We start from the raw sequence: 17,426 nt of genomic DNA on the forward strand, positions 1-17,426 counted from the left end.
ATATAGGTTATAGATAATTAAAATTAATGAAACAGCGTGATGGGTTTTAAATGAACGATTGTTCATAAGTAATGCCCTAAATAAATGATTGATAAACGTTTTATTCATTCTGTTATCTATATTTGTTTTTATTCCGATGCTTGGCTATAGGGATTATTTCTTAATCAAGTATACAATATTAATTTTCTGAGCGTTTATTTTAGCTTAGAGTGGTCAAATAAGTTCAAAAAGATAATCTATCAGAACCGATAAAAAATTTCAGTATGTTATGGCGGTTCTGTTGATTCTTTTCGGTTTTTTTCATTCAGATGATTACACGTGTGAAGAGATTGTTCCTATTACAGATGATATTTTATCTTCTGCAACTATTGATATATTAAAAGCAATCAGCTGTGATAAAGGTTTTCAAAATGTATTCGTGATTAGGGTATGCTAGATGAAAGCAGGATATAGCTTGAAGCAGGAATTTTCTCTAATGGTTGGTTAACTAACTCTACATCTGAAAATTTCCTTTTTGAAAGTAATATAAACGGTAAATATGATGAAAGTTTCATGTGTATAGGATCAACCTAATTTCTCTCGTTTCTAAAATAGGTCATGCGGAAATGCACACACACATAATGTTTTGTTTTTTTAATTTTATAATTTTCTATTGACTATGTCTTAATTCTTATAAGAAAAGCGATTTTGAACTAAAGAAATAAGTGCTTCGACGGTAACTGGTTTTGTAATAATTGTACTTTGGATATATTGACAGCCTTCTTTTTTTAGAAAGATAGCTTCTTTTTCATTTTCTACACCTTCTGCAATGATCTGCAAATTAAGGTCAGTAGCTATGTTAATAATTGACTTGAGAACAAGTTGTTTCTCAGGTGAATCGATTGAAACAAGTGAGCGATCTAATTTAATCATGTTGAATGGATAACGGACAAGATAAGTCAGCGATGAATAGCCTGTTCCAAAATTATCGAGTGCGAGATTAATTCCTAATGTTTTAATCTTTTCAAGAAAGTGAGCTGATTGTTCCGGATTTTTTCTCAAAACAAACTCAGATATTTCGATCATTAAGCTTCCTTCATTCAGTGGATGACAAAGAAGAGTTGAGCGCAGTTGATTTATAAGATCAGGGTGAATCATGTCTGCACTTGGTAAGTTAATTGAAATAAAGAAAGATTGTTGAAAACATTTTTCTTGTATATTGATAAGGCTAGTAACAGCTTCATCAATGATAAACTGTGCTAAATTCAGAACGACTTGTTCATTTTCTGCGACTTTGATAAAATCAGAGACATTTAAATGTCCATAATTTGGATGATGCCACTCTAAAACTGCTTCAAAGCCAATAATTTGTCCATCCGATAGATTAAAAATAGGGTGGTAGAGGATTTTCATTTCATTACGCTTTATGGCATGATGAATGTCTTGTTCTATATTGCGGTATCCAAGATCCAAATTACGCAAATGAGGGCGGAAAGGTTCAATATGATTACCGCCTTTTTGTTTTGCATGTATCATCGCAAGTTCACAGTCATTAAGGATATTTTTAGCAGTTGATCTGCTTTCATTCCATGTAACAAGTCCAATTGATGTTGAAAGTGTTATTTTTTTTTCTACAATATCAATAGGTGCTGAGATTATCTTACACAGATGATTAGCAAATGCAGCAATTTTCTGTGGGTCAGTTTCACTGAGCAAGATAATTGCAAAACGGTCTGCAGAAAGGCGTGATAGAGTATCTTGAACATTAATGAGACGGTTTAAACGACGCGCGATTATCAAAAGTACCGTATCTCCAATGGCTATGCCTAATTTGCGATTAATTTGACGGAAATTATCAAAATCAATCATGAGAACAGTTGGCCTAATTTTTATATTTTCTTTAGCTAAAGTTGTGTAACTCTGTAGTCGATCAAAGAAAATTTGTTGGTTAGGAAGGCCTGTTAAATTGTCATGGATTGCATCATGCAATAGACGTTCTTCAGCTTTTTTATGATTGGTAATATTAATAATTGTTCCAATAACTCGGGTCACCTTGCCATCTTTTGGGATGGCAGGGCGTGCGCGAAGTGAAAGCCAATGATAATAGCCATCACCGGAAGATAAGCGAAAAATTTGATTAATACGCCCATTTTTATTTTTAAGGATGATATCTAATGTGGCTTGAAAGCGCTCACGATCATCATGATGCAAGGCTGAAATCCAGTTATGCATAGTGCCATTGAGTTGATGGATATTTTTACCAAAGATAGCTGTCATATCTGGATGAATAACGATATGGTCACGTTCAACATTCCAGTCCCAGATAATACTTCCAGCTCCTCTTGCAGCAAGTGCTTGCCGCTCAAGGTCAGAAAAAATTCCCTCATGGAAAGGTTCATTAGAAAAAGTTTGTTGCATAATAGTAAAACTGATGAGAAGAACGATAAGAACCAGTCCTCCTGCTAGAGCTGATTGAATAATATCATTGTTTAAATTTCCTGCTATGCAGATATAAGCTCCAAAAGACCAGAAGATAATTAATAACCATGTCGGAATGAGCATGATGGCTCGGTCATAATTTCGGATCGAGAAATAGCTGATTAAAATAGTGCCTAGTATAGTTGTTAATCCAAATGATAAGCGAGCGATACCAGCCGCTCTCGGGGGATCATAAATAGCAAATGCTCCCAAACCGCAAAGAGCGATAATCCATGCAATGGCACCATAGCTAAAGTGATAATGCCAGCGATTAAGGCATAGATACGTGAAAAGGAAGATAAACAACGTTGCAGCAAGCGAAACTTCTGTACCAGCACGCCAAATCGGTTCTGTTATTGGTGTAATTGCAAAGAGTTTATTTAAGAAGTTAAAATCAATACCAATATAAAAGAGAACGGCCCAAGCAACAGCAGCTGTTGCAGGGAAGAGACTTGTTCCGCGGACAACAAATAGAACAGTTAGTAAAAGTGCCAAGAGACCTGATATACCAAGTAAGATACCATGATAAAGCGTATAAGAGTTAAGGGTATCTTTATAAGCTTCAGGTTTCCATAAATAGATTTTTGGTAAATTTTCAGAGCTTAATTCTGCAACAAATGTAATAACAGCACCAGGGTTAAGTGTAATCTGAAAGACGTCTGAATTTGTACTAGCCTGACGATTAAGGGAAAATCCTTCGCTAGGAGTAATAGATTGAATGCGCGCTGATCCAAGGTCTGGCCAGAGAAAGCCTGAGTTAGCTATGCGGTAATGAGGTGCAACAATGAGACGATCAATTTGCTCATTTGTTGGATTTGCCAAGGAAAATACTGCCCAGTTTCCGGAAAAATTTTTATGGCTAGCCTGCACTTCAATTCGCCATATAACACCATCTGGTCCTGGTATCGTACTTGTTTGAAAAATAGAACTGTTTGTGCGATGAATTTGAACGGCCTTTGAGAGATCAATAGCTGCATCTTGAGAGGAAATTTTAACTGGTTCAATGGCTTGTGCCAGGGAGAGATGGATAGATAGATTTATTACAAAAACAATAACACTAACTATTTTACGCAAACTCTTCACAGTGTTTCACTTTCAGTATTAAAACCGTTTGATCTTAAGTTGTTTTTTAAAAAAAACATTCACCTTTTCAAGTTTTTTGTGAAACGTGGTTGTCATTTTTTTGAAAAAGTTACGCAGTTTTACACAAAAGTAAATAATAAATAAGATGTCTGTTTGTTCGACGTATATTGAAATGATGGAGTTCTATTTTAACAAAAAATAAGCCGTCACTTTTCAGATTTTACACATATACCCTTATTATTCAATTCTTTATCACATGGATTTTTAATTGGATAGTTTTGTCGTATCATTTGATAGATATTTCCTAAATTTATTTGAAAAATTTTTAAATGATTTTGTTCATACAGAAAATACAAATTCAAGTACTGATGAAGAAAGGGGGATTAGAGACAGTGATTTATTTTGGATGAAAGAGTTGATCTTAAATCATCAAAATTTATGAGAGATCTAGCTGGGCCAACAGTTGCTAATGTTGGTTTGGAGTTAGTAATCAAATTGTTTGCTAGGTTTGTAAGTCGTTGAGGGGTAACAAGATCTAAGTATTCAGTTGTTTCAGATATTGGAATGGGTCGACCATAAAGAAGAATTTGGCGGGCAATAAGATGTGCCTGACTGGATGGATTTTCTTGTGACATTATGAGATTTGCACGATATTGAGCCTGTGCTCGTTGAAGTTCGTTGATATGAATATTTTGGCCTACTTTAGAAAGTTCATCAAAAATAACAGGAAAAAGTGTCTCTAGTTTTCTCTGTCCGGTGGCTGTATGAATACCAAAAAGCCCAGTATCTGAAAATCCCCAGTGGAAAGTGTAAATAGAATAACATAATCCACGTTTTTCTCTAATTTCTTGGAATAATCGTGATGACATTCCTCCTCCAAGAATAATTGAAAGAATTTGAGCAGTATAAAAATCCTGTGTGTGATAGGGATAACCTTCAAAGCCAAGAACAATTTGTGTGTCCATTAAATCCCGATGTTTATGGAATTTTCCGCCAGTATAATGAGCAAAGTTAGCTAAAGGGGCTGTTGAATAGGGGCGAAAAACGCCAAGACGATTTTCAACTTCACGTAAAAAACTTTCATGTTGCACAGCTCCTGCAGCAATGACAATCATACGATCTGCACTATATTGTTCATGCATGAAACTGCGGAGATCATCAGATGTCAAGGACTGAATTGTTTTAGGGGTTCCTAAAATAGAACGACCAAGAGACTGATGACGAAAGGCTGTTTCAGTAAAATGGTCAAAAACAATGTCATCGGGAACATCACAGGTGGCACCAATTTCTTGAAAAACCACTTGTTTTTCCCGCTCTAACTCTTCTTCATCAAATTTTGGACATGTCATGATGTCGGATAGAATATCAATGGCGAGGGAAATGTCATTTTTAAGAACACGTGCAAAATAGGCGGTGGTTTCAATACTGGTCGTAGCGTTGATTTCACCTCCAACATCTTCAATCTCAGATGCAATTTTAAAGGCTGTGCGGTTTTCTGTTCCTTTGAAAGCCATATGTTCAAGGAGATGAGCAATACCATGTTGGGTAGATTTTTCATTGCGTGAGCCAACTTTGACCCATATTCCAAGCGCTACACTGTCAATGTGTTGCATTGTGTGTGTGGCGATAGTCAAACCATTACTCAGGCGGCTGATGTCTACACTCATATGTTTATGACTCCACTTAATAATCCAGATGCTCAATTAATGAAGAGTACTGGAGTATTTTTGATTTGAATTTATGCAGCTAACCTTGATGAGGTGTACACGACTTTGAAAAATATAATTTTTGATCATTTTTTCATCATTAGCAAGATTTGTAAAGTGATCTTCAGTTGTATCAACTTATCCAGATAATGTAATTTGCTGGACATTAATATTTGTGTAAGTATCAAGGATTTAGTAAGATAAGGAGTGCAAGAATAATTGTTGGATTATGGATTTATTGCTCTTTGCTTAATACACTTCGCGTTCTGGTAGGCGTGTTCTCGTTCAAAAACGCATTACTAAAAGCTTATATAAGCGAGTATATGTTCAAATGTCTTTTTATTATGAGTCTTGCCATATTGTCATAGCTTCTAAGACTTTTGGTAAATGAGCATATTTATTAATTACTGTTTCTGCACCAGAAGCTATGAGATCATTGGAGTGATTCAGGTAACTGTGGGATCCCCCAGTAAAACCAATAACACGCATGCCTGCTGCTTTTGCAGAACGTACACCATGAATAGAATCTTCTATAACAATAGCATTTTGGGGTTTTATACCTAATTCATGTGCAGCAAAGAGGAAAACATCAGGTGCAGGTTTTGGTTTTTTAGTTCCAACTTCAGGTGCAGAAAATATTTTATCTTCAAAAAAATCAAAAAAATTAACGGTTATAAGCATTTGCTCTATATCTGTTTTCATTGCGTTGGAGCAAATACAATAGGGATAACGAGATTTAACATTTTCTATGGCCCTTTTTACACCATTAATAGGATGTAGGTCAGTTTTCATTTGTGCGCGAAAAAGATCTGACATTCGATCTATGATATGAGCAGAAATTGGCTTTCCTATTTCTTGTTCGATCTTTTTAAGAATATCGCAGAAAATAAGTCCTGCAAAACGTTCGCTTAATTCTTCGGGTGAAATTTTATATCCTATTTCTTTGAGTAATTGTGATCCAATTTTTGCTAGGAGATATTCGGAGTCTACCAGAACTCCATCGCAATCAAAAATAATGAGATCAATCTGAGGCATGAGAAATTCCTTTATACGTTATTATGATTTAAGAGTGCGCAAAATTAAGATTATAAGATTTTTTTTCATCAAGGTATGTATATTTTCAGGATTGTTTTCATAAATTTTATATTATGTAAATAATTATGATAAATAACAGAAAATAGAGACTTACTGAGTATGAAATTATTTTATTTAGTTTGAAAATAGGTACTTGTTTAAAAATGGATTAACGATCCATTTACTCTATATTTGTAAATATAACGACAATACAGGTCCGTAAATCATTTTGATTATAGGGTAATTTTTTTCGTATTGTTGAGTGTTTTTATGACAGTTGTTCAGCTTCAAAAAGATCTAGTTAACTCTCCTTCACAGATACCGTGGTGTAATCAAATATTTAAGGGAGATTGTGTAGCAGTATTAGAAAAGCTTCCTAAACATTCAGTCGATATGATTTTTGCAGATCCTCCTTATAATTTACAGTTGGAAGGAGTATTGTATCGTCCAGATCATTCCTTGGTTGATGCAGTTGATGACGCGTGGGATCAATTTGAAAGTTTTGCTGCTTATGATGCTTTTACGCGTGCGTGGTTGCTTGCTTGTCGTCGTGTATTAAAACCGAATGGAACACTTTGGGTTATTGGATCTTACCACAATATCTTCCGAGTTGGCACGGCATTACAGGATTTAGGCTTTTGGGTGCTTAATGATATTATTTGGCGTAAAAATAATCCTATGCCTAATTTTCGTGGACGCCGCTTTCAAAATGCTCATGAAACACTTATTTGGGCTGTTCGGGATCAAAAAGACAAAAAATACACATTCAATTATAATTCTTTAAAAGCCGCAAATGACGATGTACAGATGCGTTCAGATTGGCGTTTTCCTCTTTGTACAGGTGCTGAACGTTTAAAAGATGAAGCAGGAGATAAGTTACATCCAACACAAAAACCACAGGCATTATTAGCGCGTATTATTATGGCTGCTAGCAAGCCAGGCGATGTTATCCTTGATCCGTTTTTTGGTTCAGGGACAACAGGTGCTGTTGCTAAACTTCTAGGGCGTAATTTTGTTGGTATTGAGCGTGAGCAACGCTATATTGATGCAGCACATGAAAGAATTGCAGTGGTCAAACCTTTAGCAAAATCAGAATTAGAGATTTTTAAAGGGAAAAAAGCGGAACCACGTGTAGCTTTCATCAATTTGCTTGAGGCAGGCTTATTGTGTCCTGGTAGTGTGCTTTATGATAAGAAGAAACAAGTATTGGCTATTGTCAGAGCGGATGGTACGATTATGTGTGATAACGAAGCAGGTTCTATTCATGCAATAGGACGAAAGGTTCAAGTCTCGCAGAGCTGTAATGGCTGGACATTTTGGTATTATGAAGACAATGGTAAACTGAAATCAATTAATGATCTGAGAATGGTGATACGTTCACAGATTTTGAAAACTGGAGTTTTATAAGTCATAAGTTAAATTGGCTTTTAAAATTCTCATGAATTTATCTTAATTTGGAATGCTGAGCTTTTACGAGGGATAAGGCTATTTAAATCTAAAAAGATTGGGGATCGCTACAGAAATAGCCTTTTTCATAACAGTAGGAAGAGCTTCCTTGGTAAGATGCTGAATGTCACACCACCAGCCATTTTTAAGATTTATTTCACAAATATTATCGATATAATAAATATCAAGCTTCAGAGAAAAATGGGTAAAAACATGTGTTATTTGTCCTTTAAATTGCCAGTCAGCAGCAAAAGGTGCATGGAGAAGCGCATTTTCGTTTTTGAATCCGATGGTGTTGGGGATTTGTGTCATTCCATTGAGAAGAGTTTGAGTTTTTCGTTTTTCCAGGTAAATTTTCTTATCTTTATTAATTACTATGAAAGCAGTTCCAGTTTTAAAAAGGCGGTCTTTTTTAGGAGGTTTCACTGGAAAATGTTCTACTGTTTGCATTTTTGTTGCTTGGCATGAATTTTGGAGAGGGCATAGTAAACAGGATGGATTACGTGGTCTACAAATGATTGCTCCGAGATCCATCATGGCTTGTGCAAAATCGCCGGGGCGGTTTATCGCAATAATTTCTTGTATTTTTTCTTTGATTTCAGATTTTGCTTTAGGTAACATTGCAGTTATAGCAAACAAGCGGGTTATAATGCGTTCAATATTCCCATCAACAACAGAAACAGGTTGATTAAAAGCAATGGCAGCGATGGCTGCTGCAGTATAGTCTCCAATGCCAGGTAAAGTGCGTAGTATTTTCATGGACTGTGGAAATTGACCGCCATAATTTCTCATAAGATGATCAGCACAATTTTTAAGGTTGCGTGCGCGGGAGTAATAACCAAGGCCAGCCCATGCTTTCATGATATCATCTTGTGATGCTTGCGATAGAGATAAGAGATCAGGCCAAAGCTTTAGAAATTTTTTAAAATAAGGTTTAACCGTTTTAACGGTTGTTTGTTGGAGCATGATTTCAGATAGCCAAACTTGGTAAGGATCTGGATGGATTCCTTTCATTTGTTCCTTTGGGGTAATACGCCATGGCAAGTGCCGGTGATTTTGGTCGTACCAAGAAAGGAGGCGTGAAGAGATTTCATGCATCATAATTTTCAATCAATCATAGGAAGGTGTATAAAATGCAAAAAAGCTTTTATTTTGCAATTTACGGTTTGCGTGTAGCACACGAATGGGTAAAATTTAATTGGGTGCATATTGGCTTCTTTATTTATATTTTGCGTTTGTTTTTATAGGGCAGTGGCTTTTATACGGAAGAAAACTATTATGGTTTACAATGATCTAGAGTGGAATGAATAAAAAATATCACAAACACCATTTTTATTCTCTTTCTGAAGCAGTAGCTGGCATGCTTGACCCGATTTTACGTAAACGGACGGGGCTTAATATGGCGCTTGTAGAACATTGGCCACAGATTGCAGGTTTTGATGTTGCTGAATATACAATGCCACTCAAAATTATTTGGAGATATCGCTCTAGTCAAGATGAAATTTTCCAACCTGCAACACTTGTCGTTGCCTGTGAAGGATTTGCTGCGTTAAAATTGATGCACGAAACAGGTGAATTAATTCAGCGAATTAATAGTTTTTTTGGGTATGTTGCAATTAATCGCATCAAAATAGAACAAAAGCAGGCAGATATTCGTGTTGATCAGTTGAGAGTAAAATCAGCTTTGAATGAAAAAGATAAAAAACGCATAAAAAAAATGCTTGATGGTGTTGAAAATGAAAACTTGCGTCAATCATTATATGAATTTGGATGTTGCATTTTTTCGGAAAAAAAACAATAAATGAAGGAAAGCGCTTTTTACATTTCTTTTAAGGCATTAAAGAGAATTTTGAATTGTGTTCGTCTAATTAACAATAAAGAGGTATCGTTTATGTTCAATCGTCATTCTCTTTTATCTTTAGTGACCATTTGTATCTTGGCTGTAATTATACAGATTCATGCAACTATAGCCTTCTCTGGTGAAGTAAAACCAGTTGCAATTGTTGATATGGCTAAGCTTCTTCAATCAGGAAAAGTTAAAGATAAATTTGAAGGTGATATTAATGCACCTGTGACTATCATTGAATATGCTTCTCTGACATGTGCTTATTGTGCTGATTTCTACAATACTATACTTCCTAAAATTCGCAAAAAATACATCAAAACGGGAAAAGTGAAGCTTATTTTCCGAGATTTTGCTTATGATCCTCGAGCTACAGCAGGTTTTATGTTAGCACGGTGTGCGCCAGAGGATCGTTATTTTCCGTTGATAGAAGTTTTATTTGAAAAACAGAAAGAGTGGGCTTGGGCACAAGATGCTTTAACACCTTTAAGAAAAATCAGTTTTATGGCAGGTTTTACAAATGAAAGCTTTGATTCTTGTTTACAAAATCAGTCCATCTTAGATGAAGTTAATGCATCTACTGAGCGTGGAAAAGAGCTTGGTGTTACAGCAACACCTACTTTTTTTATTAATGGTCACCAATATAATGGTGGAATGTCAGTCGAAAATTTCTCTTCAATAATTGATAATTTTCTTTAAAAAATTATTCAGAAGGTAAGGGTAAGTATTGACGAAGACGATTGCTTATCTTTTTTCATATTAAAGGATTAATTTCAATATATTTATAAAGCAATTTTATGTTTGATTGGATTAGTTTTGAATCGAATGATTGTTTATGATGATTAATCTGGATCATAGGGCGTTGTGATAGTGATGGTGAGGGTTTGTACCATGACAAAATGGGTTTATAGTTTTGGTGATGGTAATGCAGAAGGAAGCGCAAGTGAGCGCAATCTCCTCGGTGGTAAGGGGGCTAATTTGGCAGAAATGAGCAATCTTGGTCTACCTGTTCCTCCAGGGTTTACTATCACAACGGAAGTTTGTAATTTTTATTACGCCAATAGTAAGACATATCCGGAAGAGTTGCAGCAATCTGTTAAATTGGCGCTAAAACGTGTTGGTGAACAAACGGGACGCGAGTTTGGTAGTAAAATAGCACCGCTTTTGCTTTCTATTCGTTCAGGGGCTCGAGCTTCTATGCCGGGCATGATGGATACAGTTCTTAATCTTGGTATGAATGATGAAACTGTAGAGGCAATTGCTGCGCAGGTTGGTGATGAACGCTTTGCTTATGATAGTTATCGTCGTTTTATCCAAATGTATTCCGATGTTGTTTTAGGTTTAGAACATTCGTGTTTTGAAGAAATCCTTGATGAAGCAAAAGAACACAAAGGCTATAATGTCGATACAGAAATGACAGCGGCTGATTGGAAAAATGTTGTTGTTTCCTATAAAGCGTATGTTGAAGAAAAATTGAGCAGGCTTTTTCCGCAAGATCCTGAAGAACAATTGTGGGGTGCGATTGGGGCAGTTTTTTCAAGTTGGATGACTGCACGTGCAATCACTTATCGTCGTTTGCATAATATTCCTGAAAGTTGGGGAACAGCGGTTAATGTGCAAGCCATGGTATTTGGCAATATGGGTGAAGATTCGGCGACAGGTGTTGCATTTACACGCAACCCGTCAACAGGGAAAAAAGAGCTTTACGGTGAGTTTTTAATTAATGCTCAGGGTGAGGATGTTGTAGCAGGTATTCGTACGCCTCAAAACATTACGGAAGCAGCAAGGCTTATAGCTGATTCAAATAAACCCTCGTTAGAAAAAATTATGCCAGAGGCTTTTGAAGAATTTTGTCAGATTGCACGTAAGCTTGAACAGCATTATCGGGATATGCAAGACCTCGAATTTACAATCGAAAGAGGTAAATTGTGGATTTTGCAGACTCGTTCAGGCAAACGAACAGTGCGTGCAGCCTTAAAAATGGCAATCGAAATGGTTGAGGAGGGATTGATAAGCCGTGAAGAAGCGGTAATGCGAATTGAGCCAAAATCACTTGATCAACTTTTACATCCGACGCTTGACCCTAAAGCAAAAGGTTTTGTTATCACGCGTGGTTTGCCTGGTTCTCCAGGAGCAGCAATAGGTGAAATTGTTTTTACTTCGGAAGAGGCAGAAATAGCTGCAAAAGAAGGCCGAAAAGTTATTTTAGTACGTGTAGAGACCAGTCCAGAAGACATTCATGGTATGCATGCTGCAGAAGGAATTTTGACAACACGTGGTGGTATGACAAGTCACGCTGCTGTTGTAGCTCGTGGTATGGGAAAACCTTGTATCTCTGGTGCGAGGAATATACGGATTGATTATAGCACAAATACTATAGTTGTTGCAGGTCAAAGTTTCCAGAAGGGTGATATAATCACCATTGATGGCAGCAGTGGAGAAGTTTTCAAAGGGAACGTTGCAATGTTGCAGCCTGAGCTTTGTGAAGATTTTGTTAAATTGATGGAATGGGCTGATGAAATGCGACGTATGAAAGTGCGCGTTAATGCTGACACTCCATCTGATGCACGTATAGGACGTTCTTTTGGAGCAGAAGGTATTGGTCTTTGCCGTACCGAGCATATGTTTTTTGCAGGTGAGCGTATTATTGCTATGCGTGAAATGATTTTAAGTACTGATGAAGATGGACGTCGTAAAGCGCTGGATAAGCTTTTGCCAATGCAGCGATCAGATTTTATAGAATTATTTGAAATTATGTCTGGTTTTCCTGTTACTGTTCGTCTTTTGGATCCACCTTTGCATGAATTTTTGCCAAAAACGGATGCAGAAATTCTTGATGTAGCAATGGCTATGGGTGTTTCTGCTGAAATACTTTCTGAACGTGCTCAGCAACTGCATGAATTTAATCCTATGCTTGGGTTACGAGGATGTCGTCTTATTATTACTTATCCCGAAATTGCAGAAATGCAGGCACGAGCAATTTTTGAAGCAGCAGCAGAAGCGGCTCAAAAATCTGAATCTCCTGTGATGCTTGAAATTATGGTACCGCTTGTTGCACTTAAATCTGAATTGGATTTCATTAAAGTTCTGATTGATCATGTAGCTAGCAGTGTGATGAAAGAAAAGGAAACCAAAATTCAATATATAGTTGGCACCATGATCGAGCTGCCAAGAGCAGCGCTTCGAGCAGATGAAATTGCAGAAACTGCAGAATTTTTTTCGTTTGGAACAAACGATTTGACACAAACTACTTTTGGTATTTCGCGTGATGATGCAGCTCCTTTTTTGACGATGTATTTTCAAAAAGGACTTTTAAAACAAGATCCGTTTGTATCGATTGATCGTGATGGGGTTGGGGAGCTTATTGCTATTGCTGCAAAGCGTGGACGTTCTCGACGTGAAAAAATTAAATTAGGTATTTGTGGTGAGCATGGAGGTGATCCTAATTCTATCGCTTTGTATGAAGAAAATAATTTAGACTATATTTCGTGTTCTCCTTTTCGGGTACCTATTGCACGCTTAGCAGCAGCACAATCAGCAATTGTCAAAAAACACAAAATTGATGGTAGCGCATTTTAATCATAGCGGTTTTGGTACGCATGCTGTTTTGTATAGTATTTAATATGAAGTATTTTATCTCTCTTTTTAGGGTCATAAATGAAGATGCTTAATAGGTATACTGTTATTATCGAGTAGCGTGTTTACCATTTAATGGTTGGGCTAGATTAAAATGATAGGTTGACTATTTTTTATTATATATGAAAGTTTCTTATTTTTAAAATTCTTTGTGAGTAATTGGTTTCTATGGCAGCGTATTGTACATATAATTCATTAGTAGGCTGATTGATGAATTATATAGAAAAGATACGCTAAACTCTGATGGATTGTGTACAAGGGATCAGTCATAGTTAATGTTTGGATTCTCTTCTAAAATAAATAGGTATTTATGTTTGTAAATTTATTCACTTAATGGATTTGGCTCTATTAAACGAAAATATTTTGTGATAAAGCAACTGCAATGCTTTACGAGAAGTGAAGTATTTGCTTAATAAAATAAGTAGATAGGTCTCTTCTGGTGGAGCTCTTTCAATGTTAAAGAGTGTATTTATTGGCATCATCTTGGTATTAGTGGATTTTATATAACAGGAAAAGATAAACTTTTGTTTTCAAATATTGCTTAGAATTACAAGAATCGTTATAAAATGCGGGCATCGGTGCAAGTATTTTTTCTTTGGGGTATAGCCAAGCGGTAAGGCACCGGTTTTTGGTACCGGCATCCCCTGGTTCGAATCCAGGTACCCCAGCCAGATTTTTCGGAAGGTTTATTGTAAGCTTAGTCTATTTTAAAGTTAGCAATAATTTATGAATAAATTTATTGCATAATATTGCGTTGCTTTTTTTCATTCTATTTCTTGCATTTGTTCTTAAGTAGGGTTTCGTTTTAGCGCTTTGAAATGGTATTTTAATACTTCTTACTTGCTTTTAAATATTCATTAAAGATGATGATAAAAACTAAAATTGATACGAGTAAGTCGCTATTTTCTTTTGATACTGTAGGTGTCAAATTAAATTTGGAGAGTAAGCTTAACAATTAGAGTCGAGGAGATTTTTAAAATGGCGTTTACATTAGTTGATTTACCATATGCGTATGATGCTCTTGAGCCTTATATGTCAGCTGAGACGCTTGAATATCATCATGATAAGCATTATTTGGTTTATCTTATCAATACTAACAATTTTGTAGAAGATTTAGGCTTAGAAAATAAAATTATTGAAAATATTGTTACAGAAAGCTTTGGAACGAATCCTAGTTTATTTAATAATGCAGCGCAATATTATAACCACACTCATTTTTGGAAGTGGATGAAAAAAGGCGGGGGTGGCCGAAAACTTCCTGAAAAATTAAACAATGCTATTGAACGTGATCTTGGTGGCTATGATAAATTTCGTGCAGATTTTATTGCTGCTGGTACTGCTCAATTTGGTTCTGGTTGGGCATGGATTGCTGTTAAGGATGGTAAGCTTGAAATTATGAAAACGCTCAACGGTGAAAATCCTTTAGTTTATAATGCTCAGCCTATTTTAGGTGTTGATGTATGGGAGCACTCTTATTACATCGATTATCGCAATGCACGGCTTAAATATCTTGAAGCTTTTGTGGATAATTTGATTGATTGGGATTACGTTTTAGCGCTTTATGAAAAGTGCTGATTTAAACAGTTTGTATTGTTTTTATAGTCATATTCAAGGCTCCATAATTCATTGAATTATGGAGCTTTTCAAACAGTAAGAGTTTAATTCACTAACGATCTTTTCCCACTATCTTTAAGATGTATGCGTATATATAAGCAATCTCTTCCAGTTTTGAGAAGCGTCCAGTTGTGCCCGCGTGTCCTGAATCCATATTAATACGCAATAAAATTTCATTGTCATCTGTTTTAAGATCGCGCAGCTTTGCCACCCATTTTGCGGGTTCCCAATAGGTTACACGTGGATCAGTTAATCCTGCAATAGCGAGGATAGGAGGGTATTTTTGGGGTTTAACATTATCATAGGGGGAATAAGAAGCAATCAGGTCATAATCTTCTTTTGATTCAAGAGGATTTCCCCATTCTGGCCATTCTGGCGGCGTTAGGGGGAGTGAAGCATCAAGCATAGTTGTTAGAACATCAACAAAAGGAACATTTGCTACGATGCCAGCAAAGTCCTGTGGAGCTATATTAGCAACGGCTCCCATCAACATTCCCCCTGCTGAGCCACCTTGGGCGATGAGACGGTCATGAGTAGTGAATTGATTGTTGACAAGATGACGTCCACACGCAATAAAATCTGTAAATGTGTTATACTTAAAGAGGTGTTTTCCTTTTTCATACCATTCAACACCCTTATCTTTTCCACCACGAATGTGAGCAATAGCGTAAATAAAACCTCTATTAACCAATGAAAGTATATTGCTGTTGAAACTTGCAGGAATAGAAATTCCATAGGCACCATAACCGTAAAGTAAACAAGGTGCACTCCCGTTTAGTTTGGTTTTTTTATGATAAAAAAGAGAAATAGGAATTGTTTCACCATCCTCTGCAGTTGCTGTAATACGTCGGGTGATGTAGTCATCTCTATTATGTCCAGAAGGAATTTCTTGCGTTTTTAAAAGCAGTCTGGTTTTATTTTTCATATCATAATCAAAAATTTGATTAGGTGTTGTCATGGAGGAATAGGAAAAACGAATGACTGAGCTATTATATTCTGCAGCGCCTTGCAAAGCTAAAGAATAAGCTTCTTCTGTAAAGGAAATAGAATGAATTTCTTTGGTAGACTGTTCCATTAATTGTATACGAGGCAGTCCTTCAAATAATTCAAGCCAGATAAAAAAATTTTGATAAGAATCATGAGATAGGATGAGATGTCCGAGGTGATGGGGAATAAATTCAGACCAATTTTCTGATTGCGGTGATGTATATGGCGCTACCATGATTTTAAAGTCTTTTGCATTATCTTGATTAGTAAGAATATAAAAGACATCATCACCTTCAGTGAGCGAATATTCAATACCTTTTTGTCGCTTTTTTACACATTTGGGAGGGAAAAGGGGATCTTTCGCAGGAATAAGCCAGGTTTCTGATGTTTCATGATCATGAATATTAATATAGATAACATCGTTAAGTTTGGAACCGTTTACATGTAAGAAAAATCCTGGATCATTTTCACAAAAAATAAGCTTATCTTGAGATTGGTCAGTGTGTAACTGATGATAATAGAGCTTTGAGGGGCGGTGGTTTTTATCTATTTTAGTATAGAAAAAACCTTCAGATTTAGCATCCCATACAATCTGTCCGGATGTATCGAGAATGGTATCATCGTAGTCAGATAGTGTTTTAAAATTGCGAATTTTAATTATATAAAATTCAGATCCTTTATCATCGTACGCCCATGCAGCATGTGTGTGATCAGGAGATATTTGCACGGAACCAAGATGAAAATAATCTTTATTTTCAGCTAAAGCATCACCATTAAGGTAAACATTTTTTTCTCCTCCATTTCTTGGTGTTCGGAAATAATGCGGTTGTTGACCTCCCGTAACATAAGAAAAGCCATAGGCGAAAGGACCGTATTTTACAGGAACAGAACTGTCATTTTCTTGAATACGGCTTTTCATCTCTGTAAAAAGTAAATTTTGTAGCTGTTTCGTATCAGCCATTTGAGCTGCTTGATAGGCGTTTTCTTGCTCGAGGTGATATCGAATGTGTTTGTCAAGATAGAGAGGATTTTTTAAAATATCTGGCCAATTAGAATCACGCAACCAGTGGTATGGATCATTGCGGCAAATACCGTGATGCATCTCTTTATGAATAATTTTAGATGCTTTAGGGGGAAGTATAGATGAGAAAGTCATATATCATCCTATCTGGAAAGATATTAGAAATTTTGTTTGTGTCTTAGGAAAAAATTATCATACATTTGTGTAAACTATAAGCTCTGTTCTGTCTGTAAAAACATGACAACAATACTTGATTTTAACATATCGTTTTGTGTTTTATATTGCAGTTGCTATCTTTTTTTCGTGCAAGAAAATCTTTATTGATGATTATAGGAAGATAAAGAATATACCGAATTTATTTTATTTTTAAACGGCAGAGCTGATTATTGCAATTGATACAATAGATATATGTTAGAGAGATGGAGTAAAGCTTACGCAAAAAAACTTAAATAGTAATGTATAGAGGATTGATTTTATATTATTTTATCACTTTTTGTGTATTGAAAAACTTTTTTATGTTGAAATAAGCTTTTTAAACGTAAGATAATCATTATCTAAA

General features: G+C 35.9%; 10 protein-coding genes, 1 tRNA gene and 1 pseudogene. 7 read left to right on the forward strand and 5 right to left on the reverse strand.

Going from position 1 to position 17,426, the window contains the following annotated elements; translation table 11 throughout:
- Positions 1 to 84 precede the first annotated feature (84 nt).
- Positions 85 to 656 (forward strand): annotated as a pseudogene (locus H710_RS06250) (YqgE/AlgH family protein).
- 7 nt (positions 657 to 663) lie between these two features.
- Here the strand turns inward: H710_RS06250 and H710_RS02560 are convergent.
- The 3 genes from H710_RS02560 to H710_RS02570 all read right to left on the reverse strand — a co-directional run bounded on the left by H710_RS02560 (position 664) and on the right by H710_RS02570 (position 6,281).
- A complete protein-coding gene (locus tag H710_RS02560) occupies positions 664 to 3,540 on the reverse strand; it encodes an EAL domain-containing protein (protein WP_041849295.1) in 2,877 nt (958 codons plus the stop codon).
- 383 nt (positions 3,541 to 3,923) lie between these two features.
- Positions 3,924 to 5,207 (reverse strand): M16 family metallopeptidase, encoded by a 1,284-nt coding sequence (locus H710_RS02565; RefSeq protein ID WP_041849296.1) that lies wholly within the window; start codon positions 5,205 to 5,207, stop codon positions 3,924 to 3,926.
- A 381-nt stretch (positions 5,208 to 5,588) separates the two neighbouring features.
- Complete coding sequence (locus H710_RS02570; protein WP_041849297.1) at positions 5,589 to 6,281, reverse strand: HAD family hydrolase; 693 nt, start codon at positions 6,279 to 6,281, stop codon at positions 5,589 to 5,591.
- A 309-nt stretch (positions 6,282 to 6,590) separates the two neighbouring features.
- Here H710_RS02570 and H710_RS02575 point away from each other — a divergent pair, with 309 nt between their 5' ends.
- Positions 6,591 to 7,727 (forward strand): site-specific DNA-methyltransferase, encoded by a 1,137-nt coding sequence (locus tag H710_RS02575; protein WP_041849298.1) that lies wholly within the window; start codon positions 6,591 to 6,593, stop codon positions 7,725 to 7,727.
- Between the two features lie 78 nt (positions 7,728 to 7,805).
- Here the strand turns inward: H710_RS02575 and mutY are convergent, their stop codons facing one another.
- Positions 7,806 to 8,864 carry an A/G-specific adenine glycosylase gene (mutY, locus tag H710_RS02580; protein WP_041849299.1) on the reverse strand — a complete coding sequence of 353 codons (1,059 nt, stop codon included), beginning with the start codon at positions 8,862 to 8,864 and terminating at the stop codon, positions 7,806 to 7,808.
- A gap of 205 nt (positions 8,865 to 9,069) precedes the next feature.
- On the opposite strand from mutY, the gene H710_RS02585 reads away from it, so the two are divergent.
- The 5 genes from H710_RS02585 (at position 9,070) to H710_RS02605 (ending at position 14,820) form a co-directional block, all read left to right on the forward strand.
- Positions 9,070 to 9,567, forward strand: coding sequence for a DUF721 domain-containing protein (locus tag H710_RS02585; protein ID WP_041849300.1), 498 nt, complete (start codon positions 9,070 to 9,072; stop codon positions 9,565 to 9,567).
- A 90-nt stretch (positions 9,568 to 9,657) separates the two neighbouring features.
- Positions 9,658 to 10,308, forward strand: coding sequence for a DsbA family protein (locus tag H710_RS02590; RefSeq protein ID WP_041849301.1), 651 nt, complete (start codon positions 9,658 to 9,660; stop codon positions 10,306 to 10,308).
- Between the two features lie 192 nt (positions 10,309 to 10,500).
- Positions 10,501 to 13,188, forward strand: coding sequence for a pyruvate, phosphate dikinase (gene ppdK, locus H710_RS02595; RefSeq protein WP_041849302.1), 2,688 nt, complete (start codon positions 10,501 to 10,503; stop codon positions 13,186 to 13,188).
- 653 nt (positions 13,189 to 13,841) lie between these two features.
- Positions 13,842 to 13,916: transfer RNA gene (locus tag H710_RS02600), tRNA-Gln, on the forward strand.
- A gap of 307 nt (positions 13,917 to 14,223) precedes the next feature.
- Positions 14,224 to 14,820 (forward strand): superoxide dismutase, encoded by a 597-nt coding sequence (locus H710_RS02605; protein ID WP_041849303.1) that lies wholly within the window; start codon positions 14,224 to 14,226, stop codon positions 14,818 to 14,820.
- A gap of 91 nt (positions 14,821 to 14,911) precedes the next feature.
- On the opposite strand, the gene H710_RS02610 is transcribed toward H710_RS02605, so the two are convergent.
- Positions 14,912 to 17,002, reverse strand: a complete 2,091-nt coding sequence (locus H710_RS02610) for a S9 family peptidase (RefSeq protein WP_041849304.1) — start codon at positions 17,000 to 17,002, stop codon at positions 14,912 to 14,914.
- Positions 17,003 to 17,426: the final 424 nt, after the last annotated feature.

The sequence above is a fragment of the Bartonella bacilliformis Ver097 genome, from assembly GCF_000709795.1.
Lineage (GTDB): Bacteria > Pseudomonadota > Alphaproteobacteria > Rhizobiales > Rhizobiaceae > Bartonella > Bartonella bacilliformis_A.